This is a genomic window from Mycobacterium sp. 1274761.0, assembly GCF_001668615.1.
GTDB lineage: Bacteria > Actinomycetota > Actinomycetes > Mycobacteriales > Mycobacteriaceae > Mycobacterium.
Genome location: NZ_LZMC01000109.1, coordinates 197,184 through 219,495, shown reverse-complemented (window position 1 = coordinate 219,495; position 22,312 = coordinate 197,184). Strand labels below are relative to the sequence as shown.

Sequence of the window (22,312 nt, the reverse complement as noted above, 5' to 3'; positions counted from 1 at the left end):
GTCTTGCCAGCCGAGTGCGCCGGACATCGCGGATGCTGGCGAACAGCTCGAACAGCAGCAGCACCGCAGCGTCGAGCCCCGAGGGTGAGCAGGGAGACCTTCGGCTCGATCCGGGTGGTGGCGATCCGGTCGACAAACTGAGGCAGATCCTGCAGGACGCTGCCGGCTGAGTGTCACTCGCTTCTGATCAGGTCCGCGGCACGTTCGGCGATCGCGTAGACCGTCGCCACCGTGTTGTTCGACGGAATCGAGGGCATCACCGAGGCGTCGACCACACGAAGACCGTCGAGCCCATGCACGCGTAACCGGCTGTCCACCACCGATTCCGGCCTTCCGCCCATTGCGCAGGTGCCGACAGGATGGAAGTACGACGCGAACGTGTCCCGCACGAACTCGCGAAGTTCCTTCTCAGCCGTCACCGACGGCCCCGGCGCGATCTCGGTGTCCCGCCACGCGCTCAGCGCCGATGCCATACCGATCTCGCGGGCGATGCGAAGGCCCTCGATCATTGTCTTCATGTCGCGGTCGTCACCGAAGTAGTTAGGATCGACGACGGGGGCGTAATCCGTTGTGGGACCAGATAACCGGACTGTCCCGCGGCTTTCCGGCTGCAGGACCGACACGGCGAGCACATAGCCGTTGGTTCCGCCGAGCCCGGGCACGTCCGCCGAGTCGACACCGAAGATCTGGATGTCAGGCGCACCGTAATCACCGTGGCTGCGAATCAGCCCAAGCAGCTCGCCGTGGTTGTGCCGTCCCGGCGGCACCGGCCGCGCAGATCGGTAGACGACCGGTGTCAACGGGTGATCATGCAGATTGGCGCCGACTCCGGGCAGGTCGAGCACAACGTCGACGCCGACCTCGCGCAGATGGGCCTGCGGTCCGATGCCGGAGGCCATCAGCAAGTGCGGCGATCCGATCGCGCCTGCGGCCAGGATGACCTCACCGCCCATGACGCAGCTGGGAGCGTCAGAGCCGACGGTGTATTCCACTGCGCGACAACGGCCGCCGCTGATGCACAATCGATGAACCTTGACGTCGGTCATCACATCGAGATTCGGCCTCTTCAGTGCAGGAACCAAATAGGCGTCGGCGGCGCTCTGGCGTCGCCCATCGACGATATTCAGGTCGGAGAAGCCGAAACCGGTCTCGAGTCCGGCGCTCACGTCGCCGGCATGACTGTACCCGCATTGGATCGCCGCACAGAGGCACGCGGTGAGCACCGGATTGGGCGGATCAGCCGGCGTCACGACAAGCGGGCCGTCGGTTCCGCGTAGCGCAGGATCACCCTTGAGTGCGGTCTCACTGCGCTTGAAGTAGGGCAGCAGATCGTCGAAGCACCAACCTTTCGGCCAGGACGCGTAACTGTCGCGGTGCCCCCGAGCGAAAACCATCGCGTTGATCGACGAGGATCCGCCTAGCCCGCGGCCCCGGGCGACCGGAGCGGTCCTTCCCGTCGCCTGCTGAACTGCGGTCACGTCACCCCAATCCAACGGGGTGCGAACCAGGCTGGGCCAAGCGGGCGGATTGGTGACGGCGTCGGGCAATTCGCGGCCGCCGGCCTCCAGCACCAGGACCCGCACCCGCTCATCCTCCGAGAGACGCGCTGCCAGAACGCATCCCGCTGTCCCTGCGCCGACGATGACGTAGTCATAGCCGCTGGTGTGTGGCATAGGCATTTCTTGGTATTCCTTCCTTTTCGATTGACCCGGCCGTCGCACTGCCCGCATCAGCCCTCCAGATGAGCCAATGAGCCGAAGGTCAGGAAAGTGACGCCGGCCAACAGGCCGGCGACGACCTGGCCGACCAGATAGACCCACACGGTCACCCACGAGAACAGTCCCGCCGTCAGCTGGTGGATCACGGCCGCGGCGTTGAGTGCGCCGGACGATAGCGCGGCCACGCTCAGCGCACCGATGATGGCGCCCACGCCGGCCGCGAGATCGTAGGCCGCCGACGGCTTGGGTACGGCGGTTGCGGTCAGGCCGAGCACGGCATAGCTCAGCAGGAAGGCCGACGCAAACTCCGTGACGAAACCTGCGACCAGCGCGTGATCTGTCAGCAAGAGGCTCACGATCGACATGCGGTCGGCGTCGACGATCACCCGCACCACGACCGCGGCCAGCAATCCGCCGCCGACCTGCGCCAGCCAATGCATTGTCGCTGCGCGCAGGCCGATCCTGCCCCGCATGAACATCGCCAGCGTGACGGCGGCGTTGAACTGCCCTCCGGCGAGATGTCCGGCGGCATAGATGACCACCATCAAGACCGCAGCGACACCGATGGAGACCAGCGGGTAGGCGCTCAAGACGGCCACCCCGGCGGTCGCCACCAGAATGAACGTGCCGATCGCCTCGACGACGGTGGTCGTGGCCACCCTCGCGCCCGTCCGCTCCGCGGACCCCTCTACAGGGTGCGAATGGGAAAAGTTCATGGTTGAGTACTTTGGCGGCTCTGGGCCCCCTCGTCGCCATGGCTGGCGGCCATCCTGGCTACCTACTCACCCCAATCCCGAATACCGGCTAGCTGGGTTGACCGCATTCTGTGAACCGGCTGTGCTCGGTGCCGTGGCGTTACAAGATTTCCTTGTGGCAGAGGCGCGGGTCATCATCGCCGACGACGATGTGCTGTTGCGTGAGGGGCTGGCGAGCCTGCTCGACCGTTCGGACTTCGACGTGGTCGGGGTGGCCGGCGACAGCGCCGAACTTCTGACGTTGGTGCGTGAACACCAACCAGATCTGGTGATTGTCGACATTCGGATGCCGCCGACCCACACGACTGAAGGGCTCGACGCGGCCCGGGTGATCCGCACCGAACTGCCCGGTACCGGAATCCTGGTGTTGTCGGCGCATGTCGAGGTGGAGCATGCGATGGAGCTGCTGCACGGAGAGCACGCCATCGGGTACCTGCTCAAGAGCCGCGTCACCGACGTCGGCGACTTCCTCGACACGCTGCAGCGGATCGCCAGAGGAGCATCGGTTGTCGACCCCGCGGTGGTTCAGGAGCTGCTGTCTGCCCGTCGCCGCGACGATCCGCTGGCCGTTCTCAGCGCACGCGAGCTCGAGGTGCTGGCACAGATGGCCGAGGGACGGTCTAATGCGGGTATTGCCCGCCGCTTGTGGGTCACCGAAGGCACCGTCGAAAAGCACGTCCGCAGCATCCTGGCCAAGCTGGGACTCCCCGAGACCGCTGACGACCACCGCCGGGTGCGGGCCGTGATCACGTACCTGGAGGCTCGTTGACATGACCGAGAGAATCGCTTTGGCTACACACCAGCTCGGCGATCGAGCACGGCGTCAGGTCGAACTTCGACAGAAACCCGACCGCGGGGCTGGAATCGATCAGCTCCAGGAAATCTTGTTCGGCGTGGCTTGAAATCAGAATCACCGCCGGGGGTTTCGACCAGCCGATTCGGCAGAGTCGCTCGGCCAGATCGAAGCCGCTCTCGACGCCGAGGTCGATATCGACAAGCGTGATGTCGGGGCGGAGTTTCGCGAACGACTTCAACGCCTCTGCGCTGTTGGAGACGGCGTCGACGACGGCGGCGCCCGCGCGTAGCAGCATGGTCCGCGCGGCGTCACGGAAGCCGGCACTGTCGTCGACGATGAGGCAGCGCGCGGCCTGACACCCCATGGCACCAGCATCGGTGAACATGGCGCTGCGGCGCATTCCAGCTGACCGGAATTTTGTGCGCCCGACCGTGGTTAGGGACTGTGAGCTGATGGGCAAGGCACGGGAGGCACTAGCGCCTGACCAACGAGATCCAGCGTCGTCGTCACCTCGAGGACCGCTGGCGAGGTTGCTACGCCCGACGCCCGCACCGCTGCACCTCGGCATTGCCGTGGCGGCCGCGTTCATCGCCCTCGAGACGCTTCTGGTCTACTGGCTCAAACAGGTCGCCCCGGAGACCGCTTACGGGGCACTGTTTCTGCTCGGCGTGCTGGTGATCTCGGCCGGCTGGGGCTTCGGATTGTCGGTCGTCACTTCGGTATTGAGCGCTGTTGTGTATTTCTACTTCCACCTGGAGCAGAGCGGCTCGATCGTGGTCAGCGATGCTCGCGACTTCGTCGCTCCACTGGTGTTCCTTCCCGTCGCACTGGCGGCGAACGTCCTTGGCAGGCAGGCGCGGTTGCGGGCCACCGAATCCGAGCAGCGCCGACACGAGGCCGACGTCGCGGCGTCACTGGCCCACGCGCTGGCAGAGCAACAGGCTTCGCTGCGCCGCGTCGCCACGCTGGTGGCGCGGGGACTGCCTCCGGCTCAAGTCTTTTCGGCAGCGGTACTGGAGCTGTCCGATTCTCTCGGGGTCGCGAACGTCGCGCTGCTGCGCTATACACCTGACGGCGCATACATCGTCGTCGGCGCCCGCGACGAGCGGGGCAACCCGATAATCGCGAAAGGCGAACGGCTTTCGCTTGACGGCGACACTGTCGCAAGCAGAATCCGACGAGAACGTCGGCCGGCACGACTCGACAGCTTCGACGGCGTGGAAGGGACGACTGCGGCACGGATTCGAGGGGGCGGCCTGCGGTCCGCCGTCGGCGCACCGGTGATCGTCGACGACAAGATCTGGGGTGCCTTGATCGTTGGCTGCACCAGCCGTGAACCACTTCCCCCCGGCACCGAGGAAAGCATCGGAGACTTCGCCGATCTGGTTTCCACGGCCATCGCCAACGCCGAAACGCGGGCAGAACTCACCGCGTCGCGCGCTCGGATCGTCGCCGCAAGCGATCAGGCTCGGCGTCGTTTCGAACGCGACCTCCACGATGGGGCTCAACAGCGGGTCGTGTCGCTGGGACTGGAACTTCGGGGCGTCGAAGCGTCGGTGCCGCCCGATCTTCCGCAACTGCGAGAGCAGATCTCGAACGCCGTCTGCGGCCTGGCCGCCGTCGCGGCTGATCTTCGGGAGATTTCGCGAGGCATTCACCCGGCGATTCTGTCGCGGGGTGGTCTGTGTCCGGCCATCCATGCCCTGGCTCGACGGTGTCCTGTGCCGGTAACCGTCGATATGAATGTTCACGAAAGAATGCCCGAACCGGTCGAGGTCGCAGCCTATTACGTGGTGGCCGAAGCCCTGACCAACGCGGCAAAACATGCCGGGGCCTCCGAGATACGGGTGCATGCCAGCGCCCGAAGCGGAAACCTCCACCTCGTTATCGGTGATGACGGGGTCGGAGGGGCCACCGTCGGCGGCGGTTCTGGGCTGATCGGCCTCAAGGACCGCGTCGAAGCGCTCGCGGGTCGGCTCGATGTGGTCAGTCCATTCGGCTCGGGCACCATGGTGACCGCAAGCATTCCCCTCAGCTGCTCGGGAGTCGAAACGGCGTAGTTCCGGTGCCGCGCATGTCAGCGTCGATGGTTGCGATGAAGCAACACATCGTACGGACCAACGAAGGGATTCTCGGCGTGCGGTGGCGCGGCAGTGATTTGAGCACTTCCGCTGGTTTGGCACTGCGTCGTCCGTTGGGCAACCTGAACGCACGCCGGACCCGCCGGGGCGGCCGCCGCGATCGGTGCGGGCGTGATGGCAAGTGCCGTCACCGCTGAGGTCAAGAGCATTGCGATCGAGCGCTTTGGTGTCGTCATGAGATCACTGCTTCCGGTGGTGGCGGATCTGACGCCCTCAAACATCGCGCACGACGATTGCGATGTCGTCACCGCTAACCACCAGATGCACTGTCCGCCAGCGGGAGTCCTCGATTACCGCTAGCCTCCGGTCACTCTTTGGACGGGTCCTCGCCACGCAATCGCGCCTGAAGCTGTTCTCGGTCCTGACGCCGTCGCTCGTCGACCGCGGCGATGCTCGCCGTCGCACGCCGACGCAGCGGAGCGAACAGCCAGATGCCGAGCGGCAGCGCGATCACGATGGCGAACAGCAAAGCGATCACGAGTGGAAATTCGCGCACGCCCAGCAGATGCGCGCCGCCGAAGATCACTGCGGTTAAAACAGCGACGAGCAGAATTCGGGCCAGCGTGTAGGCCAGCACATCGAAGACGAGACGGGATCCGGGGCGCGACTCAGACACGGCCCGAGCCTACCGACGGCGCGTATATTCAGACCAAGGAGGTTTTTCTGCGTTGGCTTATCTGCTCCTCGTTCTCGTCTTGGCCGTGCTGATTTATGCCGGCTGGCGGCTGACGCGCGCCGCGGCCAGCCGGCCTCGGACGCGCACGATCGGCCCCGATGACGACCCCGACTTCCTGCGCCGGCTCGGGCACGGTGACAATCCCCGCCCCAAGTAAGCGCGCTCGTCAGTAGAGGTCGTTGGACCGCCGGGTGCTCGGAAAACCGTCGGCCACCACCGCGGCCAGCTCGATGAGCGCCTCGCGGGTGTCTCGCCGTAGGCGTTCCAGGCTGATCTCGGCGCCCTCTTCCAGATGCGGGTCGAACGGCACCAGCCGCACGGCGCGGCACCGGCGGGAGAAGTGGTCGATGACCTTGCTCATATCGACCTTGCCCGACCGCGGACGCACGGCGTTGATGACCGCGATCGAGTTCTTCACCATGTCCTCGTGGCCGTGCGCGTCGAGCCAGTCCAGTGTCGCCGACGCGCTGCGGGCGCCGTCGACGGAGCCGGAGCTGATGACGATCAGCACGTCGGCCTTGGCCAGCACCGCCGACATCGCCGAATGCATCAGCCCCGTTCCGCAATCGGTGAGCACCAGGCTGTAGAAGCGCTCCAGCACCTCCAGCGTCCTCGTGTAATCGTCGGCGCTGAATGCCTCGGACACCGCCGGGTCGCTCTCGGAGGCCAGTACCTCCAGCCGGCTGGGCCCCTGCGACGTGTAGCGGCGGATGTCGCTGTAGCGCTCGATGCCTTCGGCGTCGCGCAGCAGATGGCGCACGGTGGCCGGCGTCTCAAGCGGCACTTTCTGGCTCAACGTCCCGCGGTCGGGGTTGGCGTCGACGGCGACGACACGATCACCGCGGACGGTCGCGAACGTCGCGCCCAGCGTCGCGGTGATGGTCGTCTTGCCGACGCCACCTTTCAGCGACAGCAGCGCGATCCGGTAGCACCCCTCCAGCGGCCGGTTCACCTGGGCGAGAAGGTTGTTGTGATGGACGGCCTTCGGGCCTTCGCCCAGGTTGATCGTCTTGCCGGAGGCCAGGTAAAGCCACCGCCGCCAGCCCGCCGAGGGCGGCCGCTTGTTCTGCCGGAGCAGCGCGGACGTCGACAGCTCGGGGTAAGGCTGGTGTGCGACCGCGGGCCGGCTCACCGGGATACCCGTCGGTGGCGTCGGGTCGGTCCACTCCTTCGGCGGCGACTCGTCGTTGGCCGGATCGGTGAACCGCTGTTGCGATCGGAAGGCGGGCGATGAATGGTCAGACAACGGCTAGCCCCTTCTCATTGGACGGATCAGCGGTGCTTATTCAGCCGACGCTTATCTGATTGTCGGCTCAGCCGACGCTTATCTGATTGTCGGCTCAGCCGACGCCGGCATACGAATGCAATCCGACAGTGACGAGGTTGATGAAGAACAGGTTGAACACCATCGCGACGAACCCGGCGACGTTGATCCACGCCGCCTTCTTGTCCCGCCAGCCCGCAGTCGACCGGGCGTGCAGGTAGGCGGCATAGACCACCCACGCGATGAACGACACGGTCTCCTTGGGGTCCCAGCCCCAGTAGCGGCCCCAGGCCTCCTCGGCCCAGATCGCGCCGAAGATGACGCCAAAGCCGAACACGGGGAACGCGAAAATCGTTGTGCGGTACGCAATCTGGTCGAGTGTCTGGGCGTCGGGCAGCCGGTTGACGATACGGGCGACGGCGCCGTCGGCGTCGGCAGCGCCCAGCGGGGACATCTTGACCAGGAACAGGATGCTCACCACGCCCGCGACGAGGAACACCCCCGAGCCGAGGCTGACCACCGACACGTGGATGGGCAGCCAGTAGGACTGCAGTGCGGGCATCACGGGTGCGGCGTTGGTGTACAGCCAGCGGCCCGACACGGTGAGCAGGATCAGCACCGGCACCAAGACGAACACCCACAGCGTGCGGTACTGCGGCCGGCGCAACACGATCGCGCCCGCCACCAGTCCCGAGAAGCAGGTCAAGTTGATGAACTCGTACATGTTGCCCCAGGGCACCCGTTCGGTTGCGAGGCCGCGCAGCACGATGCAGCCGAACAGCAGCGCGATACCGGCGTAGACCAGGACCAGCCCCGACCGCCCGATGCGCTCGTCGAACGGGCGCCGCGGCACGTCGTCGACGACGCCGGGGATGGCGCTGTCGGCGCTCACCCTGGACCCATCTGCTCTCCCCCTGTCCTCGGGGTAGGAGGTGCCCCCGCGCGTGCGCGCCGCGACGCTGACGAGTTCTTTCTGGACGACATTTCTGGTGCGGGCGTACGCCAGTTCGACGGCCAGGAACAACAGCGCGATCACCAGCACGATGATCGATGACGTGAAGGCCCAGTCCGAGTAACGGGCCAGCCCAATATCGATGTGCTCGGTATTCATGCGCGATCCGCCTTCGCTTCCCGCTCGGTATTCATGCGCGATCCGCCTTCGCTTCTCGCTCGGTATTCATGCGCGATCCGCCTTCGCTTCTCGCTCGGTATTCATGCGCGATCCGCCTTCGCTTCCCGCTGGGTATTCATGCGCTTCCTAGACCTTCTCTTTTGACGGCTCTGCGGTATCGAGACCGTCGAGCAGCCGATGCGTCAACCGCTCGAACTCGTCACCCCAACCGGAGTTGTCGGTGCGCGCCAGCCCGCCCAGCTCGACGCTTACCGTACCCGGACCACTCAGATGTTCCACGCTCCTCGCGTCCGCGGGTGTGATCCGAACCCAGACCCGTCGCCGACGCACGATCAGGGAGACCAGCAGTCCCGCCATCATCGTGAGCGCGGAAACCAGCACCCACACCTGCGCCGGATCGTGGGAGACCTGCACGTTGATGAACGGCACCGCCCCGTCGAACCGCACCTGCGTGCCGTCGTCGAGCAGGGTCTGCTCGCCGGCGCGCAGGTTCACCCGCGCCACCTTGTTGAGCCGCTTCTGCTCGATCAGCCGCGGGTCGAGGTCGAACAGCGACTGCGGGCGCCCGGTGTCCAGCCCGGCGTCGCCGCGATAGATGTCGATCGCCACCGCGGGATCTTTGAGCGCCGGGAAGCTCGACGACAGAAGCTTGCCGTGAAGGAACTCTGTCGGCGCGAACAATCCTTGAATCGCGATCTGGTGCTTGCGGCGTTCGTCGGCATCGGGATACGTCCCGCCCGGCGGGTCGAATCGCATCACCCCCGAAGACAGCAGCGTGACCGGGTCGTCGGGTCGCCACTGCAGTGTCTGCGTGCGGGTCTGCCCGCCGGGGAAAGTGACGGTGAACGTCGGCGCGTAACCGTGGCCCTGCAGATAGATCCGATCGCCCCCGATTCGCAGCGGCTCGTTGACCTTGAGCCGGTAGGGTCGCCAGGTGTCGCTGTCGAGGTCGGTGCCGGCCTGATAGTCGATGTTCGCGGCGAACGACAGCGCCTGGCCAGACGGCAGATAGTGCGCGTCGAAGTCGTTGACGCGCAGGCAGATCGGGCTCAGCGAGGTACCGTCGACGGTGTTGCCGGCCCGGAAGGAGTCGAAGACCGCAGGCGACGCCGAACAGAAGCCGGGCCCGCCGTCGGCGATCACGATGACGTTGCCCTCGTAACCGAACAGCTTGCCGACGGCCACCGCGATGAGCAGTCCGAGCAGCGCAAAGTGGAAGACGATGTTGCCGAACTCGCGCAAATAGCCTTTCTCGGCGGAGATTTCGGTTGCGTCGCCGTCGGTTCGGGTGATGCGTCGCCATCCCGTCAGCCGGTGCGACACCGCTTCCACGACGGTGTCGGGTTCGCCCGCAACCACGGCGTGGTGATGCTTGGGCAGCCGGCCCAGATTGCGGGGGGCCGCGACGGGTGTGGCCCGCAGGCTCTTGATGTGCTCGGCGAGCCGCGGCGTCAGGCAGCCGACGAGCGAGACGAACAGCAGCGCGTAGATCGCGGTGAACCAGAAGCTGGAGAACACCTCGAAGGCCTGCAGACGATCCAGCCACGGCCCGATCGTCGGATGCTCGGCGATGTACTGCTCCACCTTGGCTTCGTTGAGGCTGCGCTGTGGCAACAGCGCGCCGGGGATCGCTGCGAGCGCCAGCAGGAACAACAGCACCAGGGCGGTGCCCATGGACGTCAGGGTGCGCCACGTGTTGCGCGCCAGTGCGAACGCGCGCCTCATATCGGCAGCCTGACGTCGCTGACGAACGCGTCACGTACCCAGGAGACGAAGTCGTTCCAGACGCCTGTCACCAGCGCGGTTCCGACCAGGATCAACAGCACGCCGCCGAAAATCTGGATCTGCCGGGTGTGGCGCCGCAGCCAGCCCAGACCTTCGACGGCCCACGACGAACCAAAGGCCAAGAGCACGAAAGGAATTCCGAGCCCGAGGCAGTATGCGACGACGAGCAGCACACCGCGGACGACGTTGGCACCGTCGGTGGCCGATGCGACCGCGATGACGCCCGTCAGCGTCGGGCCGAGGCACGGCGTCCAGCCCAGCGCGAACACCGCGCCCAGCAGCGGTGCACCGCCGATCGTCGACAGCTGCCTGGGGGCGAAACGCGTGTCCCGCTGCAGCAGCGGAATGAACCCGACGAAGACCAGGCCCATCAGGATGGTGACCACACCGCCGATGCGTTGCAGCAGTAGCTGATTGCTGATCAGCGCGCCGGTCATGCCGAGCACGGCGACAGTGCCGAGGATGAACACCGCAGTGAAGCCGGCGACGAAGAGCAGCGCCGCCCCGGCAACTCGCAGACGTGCCGCCCGCGCCGAGATCGACGTTTTTGCGGATTCTTCTCGCACTTCTTCGCCCATGTGTAGGTCTGGGCGTATGTGAGCGGGGCGTTCCTCGACGCCGACGACCGCGGCGAGATAGGACAGATACCCGGGCACCAGCGGCACGACGCACGGCGAGGCAAACGACACCAGCCCGGCAAGCAACGAGACACCAATTGCCGCCAGAAGCGGTCCGGCGGAGGCGATTTCACCGAAACCGGTCATGTCTTCGCGGCCGGTTCGGCGGCCACCCGCTCCACGACCGGTTGCAAATCCGACGCGAGCAGTTCCCGCAGGAACACCGCCGCGACCCGATGCTGGCGGTCCAGCACGACCGTCGACGGGATGACCGTGGTCGGATACTTGCCGCCGAAGGCCATCATGGTGCGCATCGACGGGTCGTATATCGACGGGTAGGTGACATTGCGGTCGGTCACGAAGTCGCGGGCGGCGTCACGGTTGTTGTCCCGGACGTCGATTCCCAGAAATGCCACGCCGTCGGCTTTGGTGGCGTCGTACACCTTCTGCAGCTGACCGATCTCCGCGCGGCACGGGCCGCACCACTGACCCCAGACGTTGACGACGACGGCCTTGCCCGCGAAGTCGTCGAGCGAGACGGTCTTGGCGGGGTCGGTCAAGCCGGGACCGGCTAACTTTCCTGGGCGACCGCGGCTTTCAGGCGGATCATAGAAGATGTCGGTTTTGCCGCCGGGGGCCACGAACTCGAAGGTGCCGCCTTGGGCGACGGCGTCGTCACCGGTAGAGCAGCCAGCGAGTGCGACCAGCGCCGCACCCGCGATGACCGCCCACCACTTCACTGCCCTGCCAGCTCCGAATATCCCCAGCCGACGTAGGTGTCTCCGTGGAAGTAGAACGACGTCAACGAGGCAAGGTTGCACAACCGACGGGTCGGAAAGTGGTGCAACGGCTTTCCCGTCACCGCCCGCCGCAGGGTCTCGACAGGAAGCTGATGGCTGACGCACACTGCTTCGTGGCCGGCCGCCTTGATGCGAGCGCGGTGCAGCGCCGCTGTCATGCGTGCGGCGATCTCCTTGTACGGCTCACCCCACGACGGCGTGCGCGGGTTGCGCAGATGCCACCAGTTGCGGGGATCGCGGAGGGCGCCGTCGCCGGGCGAAACCCTCTGGCCCTGAAAGATGTTGGTCGACTCGATCAGGTCGTCATCGGTGTCGATCGGCAAGCCAAGCCGCTCGGCGATCGGGGTCGCGGTCTCTTGCGCGCGCTCCAGCGGCGAGGCGACGACGTAGACGATGTCGCGGTCGCCCAGCCAGCCTGCAACCGCGCGCGCCTGGTCCCTGCCCCGCTCCGACAGGTGGTAATCGGGCAGGCGGCCGTAGAGGATCTTGTCCGGGTTGTACACCTCGCCGTGCCGCATCACGTGCACGACCGTCTTCGCCGTCATTGCTGCCGGGCCTCTGCTGCGGCACGCGCTGCGCCCGGCAACGCTGCGGCGATCCGCTCGAACGCCGCGTCGTCGAGTGCGGCCGAGACGAACCACGTCTCGAATGCACTGCACGGCGGGTAAATGCCCGCGTCGAGCAATGCGTGGAAGAAGGGCGGATACCGCCAGGTCTCGGTGGCCTTGGCCGAGGCGAAGTCTGTCACCGGATCGTCGGTGAAGAACAAGCTAAGCATGTTGCCTGCGCGCGAAATACGGTGTGCCACACCGGCATCAGCGAGTGCACCCGACAACAGATCGGTCAGCCGGTCGGCGTTGGTGTCCAGCTTGGCGTACACGTCGTCGTCGGCGGCGCGCAATGTCGCCAGGCCTGCGGCCATCGCGACGGGATTACCCGACAGTGTGCCCGCCTGATACACCGGCCCGAGCGGGGCCAGTCGCTCCATCACCTCAGCGCGGCCGCCGAACGCCGCCGCGGGCAGGCCGCCGCTCATCACCTTGCCGAACGTGAACAGGTCCGCGTCGACGGCATCGATGCCGTACCAACCGCATCGGCTGACCCGAAAGCCCGTCATCACCTCGTCCATGATGAGCAACGCCCCGTGCTCGGCGGTAATGCGGCGCAGCCCGGCGTTGAAGCCGGGCAGCGGTGGGACGGTGCCCATATTGCCTGCACTGGCCTCGGTGATGACGGCGGCGACCTCGTCGCCGAAGCGCGCGAACGCGTCCTCGACCGCCGCGGCATCGTTGTACGGCAGGACGATGGTGTCCGCGGTTGCCGCGCCGGTGACGCCGGGCGAGGCGGGCAGACCGAGTGTCGCGACACCTGATCCGGCGTCGGCGAGCAGCGCGTCGCTGTGGCCGTGGTAGCACCCGGAGAACTTGACTATCTTGGCGCGGCCGGTGAACCCGCGGGCCAGCCGGATGGCGCTCATCGTCGACTCGGTTCCGGAGTTGACGAACCGCAGCCGCTCGACGGGCGCGACCCGGCCGATGATCTCGGCGGCGAGCTCGCTCTCGGCCGGAGTGGGGGCTCCGAACGACAGGCCGCCTTGTGCGGCGCGCTGGACGGCCTCGACGACGGCGGGATGGGCGTGGCCGAGGATCATTGGCCCCCACGAGCACACCAGGTCGATGTAGCGGTTGTCGTCGGCGTCGGTCAGCCAGTAGCCCTCGGCCGAGGTGATGAACCGCGGCGTGCCGCCGACCGCGGAGAAGGCGCGCACGGGCGAGTTCACGCCGCCGGGGATGAGGGCGCACGCGTCGGCGAACAGCTTCGCAGAGACGTCAGTGCCGGACATGGCCACCAGTGTCCCAGCTGGCTCGAAAGCGTCAACTACAGGGTGTAGGAGCGGCGGCTCCACCCATTTCTGCAGGAGGGTCGTGATCGCGCAGCGGGAACTGCCACTGCGCAGAACCCGGCGCGAGAAGTCCGACTCAGGCCGGCGTCAGCGCGAACGTCGGGTGGTCGGCGTCCGAGGGCAGCTGCTTCCAGTAGCCCTCGACGACCTTGCCCGCCAACGGCCGGTAGGCGGCGATGACGGGGCCGCGCTCCTCGACAGGCACCTCTGTGGCCACGTACTTCGAGCCATCGAGCGTCACGGTGGGGTTGGCGCGGATGTTTTTCACCCATTCGGACTCGCCGCGGGTGGACACCAAGTACTTCACGCCGCCGACCTCTGGCACGACCACCGGGATGTGCTGCGGCTCCTTGCTCACGCGCTTGGTCACCGTCAGCGTCTGGCTGTTGCCGACGCCGGTGGCCATCGCGACCCGGTTAAAGATCTTGCGGACGAACCACGGAGGCTTGAGGTAGGCCATAGGTCGAGTGTGGTCGCGGCGCGCAGCGGCCGCAATGGCTATGCCCGTGCGCTCACGCGTGCGCGGATCGGGCCCTTGGCCACGGTGGTGAAGGGCACCTCGACGGGAAAGTCGTCGTCGAGCGATCGAATTTCTTTGGTCCGGATGATGGTCGCCAGCGCCAGCGTCGTCTCCAGGCGTGCGAAGTGCTCACCGATGCACGAGCGCGCGCCGCCGGCGAACGGGATGAAGTGCCAGCGGTCGCGCGCTTTTGTGGCTTCGGGCGCGAACCGGTCGGGGTCGAACTTCAGCGGGTCGGGCCACACCGACGGATCGCGGTGCAGTGCATAGATTCCCACCAGCACGAGGGTGCCTGCCTCGATACGGTAGCCATCGACGGCGATGTCCCGCACCGCCATCCGGCCGACGCCGGCGGCGGGTGGACACAGCCGCAGTGCCTCGTGCAGCACCTGCACTGTGTAGCAGAGGTGTGGCACGTCGGCAGGGGTGAGCTCGCGATCGCCGAGCCTGCGGACCTCGTCGGCTATGCGGTCCTGCGCGTCGCGGTGGTGGCCCAGCACCCACAGGGCGTAGGTGAGCGCCGTCGCGGTCGTGTCGTGGCCGGCGAGCATAAAAATCAGCAGGTCGTTGATGATGTCCTCGTCGGGGATCGACCGGCCGGTCTGGGGATCGGTGGCCCCGATCAAGGCATGCACGAGCGGCGCATCGAGGCTGGGGTCGGCCCGGCACGCCTGCAGCATGTCTTCGGTGACTCCGCGCATCGCGGTCACCGCCCGCCGTGCCTTGGCACGAGCGGGCGTCGGCAACCAGCGCGGCGCCCGCACAGGGCGCAGGGCGCGGTCGGCGGTGTACGACGACGCGACGTGCATGTGCGCGGCGATCACGTCTTCGCGGTCGTCCAGGTCGAGGCCGAGCACGCATCGGCCGAGCGATCGCATGGTCACGCGCCGGCAGTCGACGTCGAGGTCCACTTCCCCAGTCTCCGGCCATCTTTCGCACAGCGCCTGTGCGGCCCGCGACATGTGACCGCCAAACGTGCGGACGTTCGCCTTGGTGAAGACCGGCTGCAGCGCACGTTTACGGGGCAGCCACGGCTCGTTCGGCAGGACGAACAGGCTGTCGCCTGCCAGCTGCTGCACTTCCTCGTGAACGACGCACCGTTCGGCGGAGGCGTCGTTGCGGCCGAGCACGTCGCGGATTCCGGTGGCCGAGAAGACGGCGACCACTGGGGGAAACAACCATTTCGGCCCGATCTGGATGCGGGTGACGGGGCCGCCCGCTTCGCGCACCACTTCCTGTCCGGCGTCGAGATTCCTTATCGCCTTCAGCAATTGCCGGATCGACAGCGGATTCTTCGGGGCAAGTGGCAGCCCGCTGATGTCGCTCACCGCCGGTGTGGTCAGGTCCGAGGGGGTCATCACCGACTAGCTTAGGCAGTTCGCCGTTGCGAACCCCTCGCGAGCAGACGTACATGCACGCGACACGCCGACGAAAGTAGTGCGTTTGCGTCTGCTCGCGCTTAGGCAGGGACTGCCCGCAATGCCGCTGGAAGGCTGGGCAGGAAATGCTTGGTAGCAAACGCACGGATGTCGTCGGCGGTCTCCAGCGGTTGCGCGCCGGGCAGCAGTAGCGCCATCGCGGCATACCGCAGGATCGTGTCGGCCAGGTCGTTGACGGCCTCGGCGCCGATGCGATCGGCGAACCCGTCGGGGAAGATCTCGCGCAGTGCGTCGGCCATCCGCTCGATGGCGGCGCCGTAGTGAGTGCGGGCCAGCTCGAGGACGAGCGCAGGCTCATCGCTCATCATCCTGTTCAGCACGCGGTGCCTGCGGAACCGCAGAATCGACAGCGTGAATGCTTCGACATAGTAATTCGACTGCGGCCCAGCATTTTTCAGCTCCGCGGCGATGTCGGCGAACAATGCCACGTTCTCGCGTTCGACGACGGCGGCGGCCAGGTCGTCCTTGTTCGAGAACCGCCGGTAGATCGTGGTTCGGCTGACCCCGGCGCGGCGGGCGACGTCTTCGAGCGCCACCCGGCGCAGGCCGTACCGTTCGAACTCGACGACCGCCGCGTCGAGGATGGCTTCGGTGGCCGGATCAGGCAGCCGGTCGCGAGCGGGCATATCCGGCCTGGGCGAACTTGTTGTAGCGCAGCCGCATCGGCAGATGATCCCACACCCAGGTGACCGGACGCGACCGCCACATCGCCGCAAATCGCTGATAGCGCCGCTCCTGGCGCTCACTCCACGGCAGGCCGAGCAGCTCGCGGGTGCGCGGCGGCATGCCTCCGGTGGTCAGGAACGCCGCGACGGGGTCGAAGACCTTCGCGATCACTCGCCACAGGGGGGCGGGCACGCCTTTGGGGCACGGAAAGCCTTTGGTGACATAGCCGACGCCGTACTTGGCCGTAGGGTGGGCGACGACGATCTCGTCGATCATCCGGTCCCAGTACCGCTCGAATTCCGCGTAGTCGGCGGGCATCACCCGGTCGCTGACCCCGTAGCGGCGATACCAGGTCTTCGACTCGAGATAGATCTGCTCCTTCTCTTCGCGGCTGAGCCGCTTGACGAAGGTGTCGGCGAAGTACAGCACCTGGTCGACGAACGTGGCGTGCGCCCAGAAGTACGTTTCCGGAGCCAGCGCGTGATAGCGCTCGCCGTCCGGCATCGTGCCCTTGATCTCGGTGTGGAAATCGCGCACCTGCTGGCCCGGATTGTCGCCGTCGCTGCCGTACACCGTCATGAAGATCGGCGGCAGCGACCGTTTCACCCGCGCCGCGGTGTCGTCGAAGAACACCGAGTGGTCGAGCACGCCCTGGCCGAGCTCGGCGAGCATGTTCTGCAGCACCGCGGGCCGCGGACCGATCAGGTACATCCGGTTGTCACCGAAATAGCGCCATACCAGCGACTCCGGTCCCAGCGGCAGCGCGTCGAGCTGCTGCGGGGTCTCCGCCAACTCCGTCATGTGAAACAGTGTTACAAATCTTGCACTTTGTACCAAGGGTTCTGTGAGCGGCCTCACTAAAAAGTCAACGAGCGCGATGTCGCCGCAGGCGCGCGATGCCGTCTACGGCCAGGACCCCCGCGACCGTCGCCAAGATCAACATGAGAACCAGCAGCGGCGGGCTGTAGGCCACCGACGTCGTCTGCGGCTCGCCGGACAGGATCGGTGCGACGGTGACGAGCGATTGCGCAGCGAACCAGCACCACACCGCCAAGGCCAGCGCCACCGCGGCCAACACCAGCTCGACGACGGCGCGCCGCCTCATGGCCTGGTCTCCGGCGGAATGCGTTCGTCGACCAGGTGCACCAGCTGCGCCCGCAGCTGCTGGTGCTTGCGCGCCCAGGCCTGGGCGGTTCGGTCGTTGGTCAGTTTGAGGCCGATCCCGGTGCGGCCCTTCGGGACACCGGTGAGCTCCCCCAGCGCGCGCGCCGACATCCATTTGTGCTCCTCTTTGCCCGTCGGCGCCGGGTAGACCCGCACGATGTCATCGATCGAAATGCGTTCGGCGCCCTCACGCAGGGTCGTCGGCGTCAGCTCCACGGAGGTGTGAATGCGCGCCGCCTTGACCTGCACGGCGATGAAGCCGGATACCAACACGAAGAAGGCGATCGGCACCACCCACTGCACGCCCACGCCGGCAGATAGCTGAATCAGCATCATCGCCACACCCGACGCGGGCCCCGCTGCCACCCACCACCAGCTCGCGCCCTGCTCATAAAACAGGACGTCTTGCGGCTCGCTGCACTGCGTCACGGTAACTCCTGGTAGAAGTCTGCCGCGGAGGGCCGTGTGATCAGCGCGATGGCGGCGATCAATGGCAACACCGCGATCAGCGTCAGGATGTGAATGACGCCCAGCACCGAAAGCAGCGCCACCAGAACGATGATCGCCATCGACAGCGCCAGGGCGGCTCTGCGGAAGCGTGGATCACCGACGCGGCTGCGGCCGGCGAGGAAAGCGATCCCGGCACCGGCCAACGCCGTCAGAACGCCTGCGCCGCGGAAGAGGGCTGGCAGCCCAATCGAGGCGGTGATCAGGCCGCCGACGATCAACAGCAGCGACGCGGCGGCCCAACACCAGAACGCGGCGTTGACGGTGCGCGGCCGCGGCGACGGTGCTGACATGGTCGGCAAGCCTAGCCAAGCATCAGCGAACGAAGAACGCGTGGGCGTCCTTGCGATGCAGAAGGAACACTCCCCCGGCGATCAGCACGGAGCCCACGATCGCGCTGACCGCATACAGCACCGCGGCGGCGGTCGGCCGGTCGACGGAGAACAGGCTGGCTCCGGCGTACACGATCGAGGCGACGCCGCCGCCGGTGAGCACCGTGCGGGCCCACCGGTAGCCCTGCCGCATCAGGAACAGGAACGTCACCACGACGGCCGCCAGCACGACCACGAACACCGCTGAGAAGACGACGACGACCGTCGGCGGCCGCGGCTTCACGGCGCCTATTAGGTCCACGACGTAGCCGACCACCATCAACGGCACCGCCACCAGCCACAGCCAGAATCCGGTGTCGACGTCGGTTGGCCTGGGTTCCACTCCGCTCACGCGGTTGCCTCGCCCGCTCGGCCCCCGCGTGCTGTGGCGATGGTTCGCTCGCAAGCTTCGCTCACGCCAGCCAACCGGCCACGTCGGCCGCCCAGTACGTCAGCACGATGTCGGCGCCCGCGCGCCGGATGCTGGTCAGCGACTCCAGCGCGGCGGCCCGCCCGTCGATCCAGCCGTTGGCCGCCGCGGCGCTGATCATCGAATACTCGCCGGAGATCTGGTAGGCGGCCACCGGCACCGGCGAGATCTCGGCCGCTGCCGCTACCACGTCGAGGTAGCCCATCGCGGGCTTGACCATGATGATGTCGGCGCCCTCGGCGATGTCGAGGTGGATTTCGTGCCGCGCCTCGCGCGCGTTCGCCGGATTCTGTTGGTACGTACGGCGATCCCCGCTCAAGCTGGACGACACCGCCTCGCGGAACGGGCCGTAGAAGGCCGACGCGAACTTCGCCGCATACGCCAGGATCACCACGTCGGTGTGCCCCGCGGCGTCGAGGCCCTCGCGGATCGCGGCGACCTGGCCGTCCATCATGCCGCTGGGCCCAACCACGTGCGCGCCCGAATCCGCCTGCGCCACCGCCATTTCGACGTAGCGGGCGTTGGTCACGTCGTTGTCGACACGGCCCGCCGCGTCGAGCACCCCGCAGTGTCCATGATCGGTGAACTCGTCGAGGCAGGTGTCGGCCATCAGCACGGTCGAATCGCCGAGATCCTTCGCCAGATCACGCAATGCGACGTTGAGGATGCCTTCCTCGGCCACCCCGGCGCTGCCTGCGGCGTCCTTGTCCTCGGCCCGCGGCACCCCGAACAGCATCAGCCCGCCCACCCCGGCGTCGACCGCATCGGCGGCCGCCTTGCGCAGCGAGTCGCGGGTGTGCTGGACCACGCCGGGCATCGACGCGATCGGCCTCGGCTCGGCGATGCCGTCGGCGACGAACATCGGTAGCACCAAATGCCGCGGCTCCAAAGAGGTTTCCGCGACCAGACGACGAAGCGCCGGTGTCGACCGCAGTCGACGCGGCCGGTGACTCGGATAGGGCATGTATCCCTCCGTGACGCAGTGAGGTTCTTGCTCCTCGCGTCCGCAATCTAGCGGCGGCGGCTCTTCTTGCGCGGCGGCGGCAGCGCACCTTCGGCCCGCAACCGGGCGGCGTGCTCGGCGAGCGCCTCCACCAACGGACCTACCGCGGCGACCTCGGGTTGCACGTCGACGCGCAGACCGAATTCCGCTGCGGTCTCGGCGGTTTTGGGGCCGATGCAAGCGACGATCGTGCGCGCATGGGGCTTGCCGGCGATGCCGACCAAATTGCGCACCGTCGAGCTCGACGTGAAGCACACCGCGTCGAAGCCACCCGTCTTGATCATCTCGCGGGTGTGCGCAGGCGGTGGTGCGGCACGCACCGTGCGGTAGGCCGTGACGTCCTCGATCTCCCACCCGCGATCGCGCAGCCCTTCGGCCAGCGTCTCGGTGGCGATGTCGGCACGCGGCAGCAGTACACGGTTCACCGGATCGAAAACGTCGTCGTAGGGCGGGAATTCGTCGAGTAAGCCCAGCGAGGACTGCTCACCCGAGGGCACCAGCTCGGGATTGATCCCGAACGCGCGCACCCGGTCTGCGGTCGCTTCGCCGACGCAGGCGATCTTCACGCCCGAGAAGGCCCGCGCGTCAAGACCGAACTCGTTGAACTTCTCCCACACAGCGCGCACCGCGTTGGTGGAGGTGAACACGACCCACTGGAACCGGCCGTCGACCAGACCCTTGACGGCGCGTTCCATCTGCGCCGGGCTGCGCGGCGGCTCGACGGCGATGGTGGGCACCTCGATCGGCAAGGCGCCGTGGAACACCAGCTTTTCGCTCATCTCGCCGGCCTGGTCCTTGGTGCGGGGCACCAACACGGTCCAGCCGTACAGCGCACGGCTCTCCCACCAGTTGAGCTTGGCGCGGTTGGCCACCGTCTTGCCGATCGTCACGATCAGTGGGCCGGTCAACGGACCCGCGGGTTCGTTGGCGCCGATGGCCGCCTTGTCGTTGAGACCGCCGAGCGTGGTCTCCACCGAACGCTGCTGGCACGTGGTGCCCTGCGCGGTGACGACACACGGCGTGGTGTCGGCAAGACCATATTCGATGAGCGTGCTGGCCGCGTCGGCCAGATGCGACGCGGTGGCTTGCAGGATCAGCGGTCCGGGTGCGGCCGCGAGCGCCGCCCAGTCCACGTCGCCGCGGACGTCGGCCTCGGTGTGCGACGACCCCAGCGGCAGCCCCGCGTAGGTCGGTACGGCCGTCGTGGCGGGCAGGCCCGGCACGATCTCGAACGGCAGGTGTGAGCGCGTCAGCGCGTTGATCTCGGTGATGACGGCGTCCACCGACAGCGGATCTCCCGCGACGAGCCGAACCACGTCCACCCCGGTGCGGGACTCGGTGGCCAGTGTCTTGGCGACCTCGGCGGGATCACCCAGTGCGGGGCGGATGTCCGGTCCCCCTGGAATCGGCGTCGTGGCCGGCACCACGTCACCCGCGTCCTGCGAAATGGCCTGCACGTCGGCGTCGGCCGCCGGTGCGGGGCCCGACGGGGGCGGCAACTCGGACCCGCAGAGGGCCAGCACCGCCTCCGGTACATCGGGGTCGGTGAAGATCAATGCAGCATTGGCGAGCACCGTGCGCGCCCGCGTCGTCAGCAGGCCCGGATCACCGGGCCCAGAGCCGATGAATGTGATGCGGCCGGGCTTCTGCTTGCGCCCTCGGGTCGTCATGTTTCTCTTCCCGTGCCTCTCCCAGCTTCGCCCAACAGATCGCGAGCCCCCAGTTCGAACAACTCCGCGGCGACCGAGAGTCCAAGCTCTCGTGCCCGCTCGGGAGTTCCGATCCCGGACGCACGGATCACGTCGGATCCATCCAGCGTCGCCACGCAGCCGCGCAGCGACAGCTCTTCGAAGACGCGGCCGTCCTCATCGATCGACTCGACCACCTCGGCAATCGCGCCCACCGGTGCGGAGCAACCCGCCTCCAGTTCGGCGAGCAGGACGCGTTCAGCGGTGACTGCGGCGCGCGTGTCGGCGTCGTCCAACTCCGACAGCAGCGCGGCGAGCTCGGTGTCGCTGGCGCGGCACTCGACCGCGAGCGCACCTTGAGCCGGCGCTGGCAACATCTGCACCGGCTCCAGAGTCTCGGTGACATCCCCCAAACGCCCGATGCGGGCCAGTCCCGCTCGGGCGACGACGACGCCGTCGAGATCACCGTTGCTTACCCTGTTCAACCTGGTGTCAAGGTTGCCTCTTAGGGGGCGGATTTCCAAACCGAGACCCAATGCTCTAAGCTGCGCCGCCCGCCGCGGGCTCGAGGTGCCGATCACCGAGCCGGCCGGCAATTCCCCCAGCACAAGACCGTCGCGGGCCACCAGGGCGTCGCGGGCGTCCTCGCGCGGGGGGATGGCGGCGATCGTGAACCGCTCATCGGATGCGGTCGGCAAATCCTTGTACGAGTGCACGGCGAGATCGACCCGGCCGTCGTTGATGGCTTCTCGTAGCGCCGCGGTGAATACGCCCACGCCGATGTCGGCGATCGGCTCGCTGGACCGGTCGCCTTCGGTGCTGATGATCACCAGTTCGGCTTTATGCCCCGTGGCCGCCAGGGCGTCTTTGATGACGCTCGCTTGGGTCGTGGCCAACAGGCTGCCTCGGGTGCCTATCCGGATGAGGTCTGCCAAGT

At 67.0% G+C, this 22,312-nt stretch carries 26 protein-coding genes; 4 read left to right on the top strand and 22 right to left on the bottom strand.

Annotation, left to right across the window (positions count from 1 at the left end):
* Window positions 1-173: 173 nt before the first annotated feature.
* A complete protein-coding gene (locus tag A5651_RS23125; RefSeq protein ID WP_066986581.1) occupies window positions 174-1,673 on the bottom strand; it encodes a GMC family oxidoreductase in 1,500 nt (499 codons plus the stop codon).
* A gap of 56 nt (window positions 1,674-1,729) precedes the next feature.
* Window positions 1,730-2,377, bottom strand: a complete 648-nt coding sequence (locus A5651_RS23120; RefSeq protein WP_066986578.1) for an aquaporin — start codon at window positions 2,375-2,377, stop codon at window positions 1,730-1,732.
* Window positions 2,378-2,588: 211 nt separating this feature from the next.
* Between A5651_RS23120 and A5651_RS23115 the strand changes: the two genes are divergently transcribed.
* On the top strand, window positions 2,589-3,242 hold the full coding sequence (locus tag A5651_RS23115) for a response regulator transcription factor (protein WP_066986681.1): 654 nt from the start codon (window positions 2,589-2,591) through the stop codon (window positions 3,240-3,242).
* Here the strand turns inward: A5651_RS23115 and A5651_RS23110 are convergent.
* The gene (locus A5651_RS23110) at window positions 3,220-3,669 is read right to left on the bottom strand and encodes a response regulator (protein ID WP_231988797.1); all 450 of its coding nucleotides are present in this window, start codon (window positions 3,667-3,669) and stop codon (window positions 3,220-3,222) included. The genes A5651_RS23115 and A5651_RS23110 overlap by 23 nt on opposite strands.
* Before the next feature lie 52 nt (window positions 3,670-3,721).
* On the opposite strand from A5651_RS23110, the gene A5651_RS23105 reads away from it, so the two are divergent.
* A complete protein-coding gene (locus A5651_RS23105) occupies window positions 3,722-5,329 on the top strand; it encodes a DUF4118 domain-containing protein (RefSeq protein WP_082943934.1) in 1,608 nt (535 codons plus the stop codon).
* Between the two features lie 192 nt (window positions 5,330-5,521).
* Window positions 5,522-5,710 (top strand): hypothetical protein, encoded by a 189-nt coding sequence (locus A5651_RS23100; RefSeq protein ID WP_156663121.1) that lies wholly within the window; start codon window positions 5,522-5,524, stop codon window positions 5,708-5,710.
* A gap of 7 nt (window positions 5,711-5,717) precedes the next feature.
* Here the strand turns inward: A5651_RS23100 and A5651_RS23095 are convergent, their stop codons facing one another.
* Window positions 5,718-6,026, bottom strand: coding sequence for a DUF4229 domain-containing protein (locus A5651_RS23095; RefSeq protein ID WP_066986572.1), 309 nt, complete (start codon window positions 6,024-6,026; stop codon window positions 5,718-5,720).
* A 52-nt stretch (window positions 6,027-6,078) separates the two neighbouring features.
* Here A5651_RS23095 and A5651_RS25580 point away from each other — a divergent pair, with 52 nt between their 5' ends.
* On the top strand, window positions 6,079-6,243 hold the full coding sequence (locus A5651_RS25580; protein ID WP_156663120.1) for a hypothetical protein: 165 nt from the start codon (window positions 6,079-6,081) through the stop codon (window positions 6,241-6,243).
* A 9-nt stretch (window positions 6,244-6,252) separates the two neighbouring features.
* Here the strand turns inward: A5651_RS25580 and A5651_RS23090 are convergent, their stop codons facing one another.
* The 18 genes from A5651_RS23090 to hemC form a co-directional block, all read right to left on the bottom strand.
* Entirely contained in the window at window positions 6,253-7,332 is a 1,080-nt protein-coding gene (locus A5651_RS23090) for a MinD/ParA family protein (protein WP_066986569.1), read from the bottom strand.
* A gap of 94 nt (window positions 7,333-7,426) precedes the next feature.
* Window positions 7,427-8,461 (bottom strand): c-type cytochrome biogenesis protein CcsB, encoded by a 1,035-nt coding sequence (ccsB, locus tag A5651_RS23085; RefSeq protein ID WP_066986566.1) that lies wholly within the window; start codon window positions 8,459-8,461, stop codon window positions 7,427-7,429.
* 147 nt (window positions 8,462-8,608) lie between these two features.
* On the bottom strand, window positions 8,609-10,207 hold the full coding sequence (locus A5651_RS23080; RefSeq protein WP_066986563.1) for a cytochrome c biogenesis protein ResB: 1,599 nt from the start codon (window positions 10,205-10,207) through the stop codon (window positions 8,609-8,611).
* Window positions 10,204-11,031 carry a cytochrome c biogenesis CcdA family protein gene (locus A5651_RS23075; protein WP_066986560.1) on the bottom strand — a complete coding sequence of 276 codons (828 nt, stop codon included), beginning with the start codon at window positions 11,029-11,031 and terminating at the stop codon, window positions 10,204-10,206. Before A5651_RS23075 ends, A5651_RS23080 begins: the two co-directional genes overlap by 4 nt.
* Window positions 11,028-11,624 (bottom strand): TlpA disulfide reductase family protein, encoded by a 597-nt coding sequence (locus A5651_RS23070; RefSeq protein WP_066986557.1) that lies wholly within the window; start codon window positions 11,622-11,624, stop codon window positions 11,028-11,030. Before A5651_RS23070 ends, A5651_RS23075 begins: the two co-directional genes overlap by 4 nt.
* Window positions 11,621-12,229 carry a histidine phosphatase family protein gene (locus tag A5651_RS23065; protein WP_066986554.1) on the bottom strand — a complete coding sequence of 203 codons (609 nt, stop codon included), beginning with the start codon at window positions 12,227-12,229 and terminating at the stop codon, window positions 11,621-11,623. Before A5651_RS23065 ends, A5651_RS23070 begins: the two co-directional genes overlap by 4 nt.
* On the bottom strand, window positions 12,226-13,527 hold the full coding sequence (hemL, locus tag A5651_RS23060) for a glutamate-1-semialdehyde 2,1-aminomutase (protein WP_066986676.1): 1,302 nt from the start codon (window positions 13,525-13,527) through the stop codon (window positions 12,226-12,228). The genes A5651_RS23065 and hemL overlap by 4 nt, the downstream gene beginning before the upstream one ends.
* Before the next feature lie 136 nt (window positions 13,528-13,663).
* Entirely contained in the window at window positions 13,664-14,047 is a 384-nt protein-coding gene (locus A5651_RS23055) for a nitroreductase/quinone reductase family protein (protein WP_066986551.1), read from the bottom strand.
* 38 nt (window positions 14,048-14,085) lie between these two features.
* Window positions 14,086-15,465 (bottom strand): cytochrome P450, encoded by a 1,380-nt coding sequence (locus A5651_RS23050; protein ID WP_066986548.1) that lies wholly within the window; start codon window positions 15,463-15,465, stop codon window positions 14,086-14,088.
* Window positions 15,466-15,566: 101 nt separating this feature from the next.
* Window positions 15,567-16,172, bottom strand: coding sequence for a TetR/AcrR family transcriptional regulator (locus A5651_RS23045; protein ID WP_066986545.1), 606 nt, complete (start codon window positions 16,170-16,172; stop codon window positions 15,567-15,569).
* Window positions 16,147-17,013, bottom strand: a complete 867-nt coding sequence (locus A5651_RS23040) for an oxygenase MpaB family protein (RefSeq protein WP_066986542.1) — start codon at window positions 17,011-17,013, stop codon at window positions 16,147-16,149. Before A5651_RS23040 ends, A5651_RS23045 begins: the two co-directional genes overlap by 26 nt.
* A gap of 64 nt (window positions 17,014-17,077) precedes the next feature.
* Window positions 17,078-17,317, bottom strand: coding sequence for a hypothetical protein (locus tag A5651_RS23035; protein ID WP_066986539.1), 240 nt, complete (start codon window positions 17,315-17,317; stop codon window positions 17,078-17,080).
* Window positions 17,314-17,805: a DUF3093 family protein gene (locus A5651_RS23030; RefSeq protein WP_066986537.1), complete on the bottom strand. Its 492-nt coding sequence runs from the start codon at window positions 17,803-17,805 to the stop codon at window positions 17,314-17,316. Before A5651_RS23030 ends, A5651_RS23035 begins: the two co-directional genes overlap by 4 nt.
* Entirely contained in the window at window positions 17,802-18,176 is a 375-nt protein-coding gene (locus tag A5651_RS23025; RefSeq protein ID WP_066986534.1) for a hypothetical protein, read from the bottom strand. Before A5651_RS23025 ends, A5651_RS23030 begins: the two co-directional genes overlap by 4 nt.
* Window positions 18,177-18,198: 22 nt before the next feature.
* Window positions 18,199-18,606, bottom strand: a complete 408-nt coding sequence (locus A5651_RS23020) for a hypothetical protein (protein ID WP_066986531.1) — start codon at window positions 18,604-18,606, stop codon at window positions 18,199-18,201.
* 61 nt (window positions 18,607-18,667) lie between these two features.
* Complete coding sequence (gene hemB, locus A5651_RS23015; RefSeq protein WP_066986529.1) at window positions 18,668-19,648, bottom strand: porphobilinogen synthase; 981 nt, start codon at window positions 19,646-19,648, stop codon at window positions 18,668-18,670.
* Between the two features lie 47 nt (window positions 19,649-19,695).
* Window positions 19,696-21,357 carry a bifunctional uroporphyrinogen-III C-methyltransferase/uroporphyrinogen-III synthase gene (locus A5651_RS23010; protein ID WP_066986526.1) on the bottom strand — a complete coding sequence of 554 codons (1,662 nt, stop codon included), beginning with the start codon at window positions 21,355-21,357 and terminating at the stop codon, window positions 19,696-19,698.
* Window positions 21,354-22,310, bottom strand: coding sequence for a hydroxymethylbilane synthase (gene hemC, locus A5651_RS23005; RefSeq protein ID WP_066986523.1), 957 nt, complete (start codon window positions 22,308-22,310; stop codon window positions 21,354-21,356). The genes A5651_RS23010 and hemC overlap by 4 nt, the downstream gene beginning before the upstream one ends.
* Window positions 22,311-22,312 lie beyond the last annotated feature (2 nt).

Excerpts from the sequence above, each read along its gene's own strand:
- A5651_RS23105 (WP_082943934.1), top strand. The coding sequence starts at position 3,722 with ATGGGCAAGGCACGGGAGGCACTAGCGCCTGACCAACGAGATCCAGCG.
- A5651_RS23075 (WP_066986560.1), bottom strand. The coding sequence starts at position 11,031 with ATGACCGGTTTCGGTGAAATCGCCTCCGCCGGACCGCTTCTGGCGGCA.
- A5651_RS23040 (WP_066986542.1), bottom strand. The coding sequence starts at position 17,013 with ATGACGGAGTTGGCGGAGACCCCGCAGCAGCTCGACGCGCTGCCGCTG.
- A5651_RS23045 (WP_066986545.1), bottom strand. The coding sequence starts at position 16,172 with ATGCCCGCTCGCGACCGGCTGCCTGATCCGGCCACCGAAGCCATCCTC.
- A5651_RS23035 (WP_066986539.1), bottom strand. The coding sequence starts at position 17,317 with ATGAGGCGGCGCGCCGTCGTCGAGCTGGTGTTGGCCGCGGTGGCGCTG.
- A5651_RS23025 (WP_066986534.1), bottom strand. The coding sequence starts at position 18,176 with ATGTCAGCACCGTCGCCGCGGCCGCGCACCGTCAACGCCGCGTTCTGG.
- hemL (WP_066986676.1), bottom strand. The coding sequence starts at position 13,527 with ATGTCCGGCACTGACGTCTCTGCGAAGCTGTTCGCCGACGCGTGCGCC.
- A5651_RS23010 (WP_066986526.1), bottom strand. The coding sequence starts at position 21,357 with ATGACGACCCGAGGGCGCAAGCAGAAGCCCGGCCGCATCACATTCATC.
- A5651_RS23065 (WP_066986554.1), bottom strand. The coding sequence starts at position 12,229 with ATGACGGCGAAGACGGTCGTGCACGTGATGCGGCACGGCGAGGTGTAC.
- A5651_RS23050 (WP_066986548.1), bottom strand. The coding sequence starts at position 15,465 with ATGACCCCCTCGGACCTGACCACACCGGCGGTGAGCGACATCAGCGGG.
- A5651_RS23125 (WP_066986581.1), bottom strand. The coding sequence starts at position 1,673 with ATGCCACACACCAGCGGCTATGACTACGTCATCGTCGGCGCAGGGACA.
- A5651_RS23080 (WP_066986563.1), bottom strand. The coding sequence starts at position 10,207 with ATGAGGCGCGCGTTCGCACTGGCGCGCAACACGTGGCGCACCCTGACG.
- A5651_RS23110 (WP_231988797.1), bottom strand. The coding sequence starts at position 3,669 with ATGCGCCGCAGCGCCATGTTCACCGATGCTGGTGCCATGGGGTGTCAG.
- A5651_RS23055 (WP_066986551.1), bottom strand. The coding sequence starts at position 14,047 with ATGGCCTACCTCAAGCCTCCGTGGTTCGTCCGCAAGATCTTTAACCGG.
- hemB (WP_066986529.1), bottom strand. The coding sequence starts at position 19,648 with ATGCCCTATCCGAGTCACCGGCCGCGTCGACTGCGGTCGACACCGGCG.
- ccsB (WP_066986566.1), bottom strand. The coding sequence starts at position 8,461 with ATGAATACCGAGCACATCGATATTGGGCTGGCCCGTTACTCGGACTGG.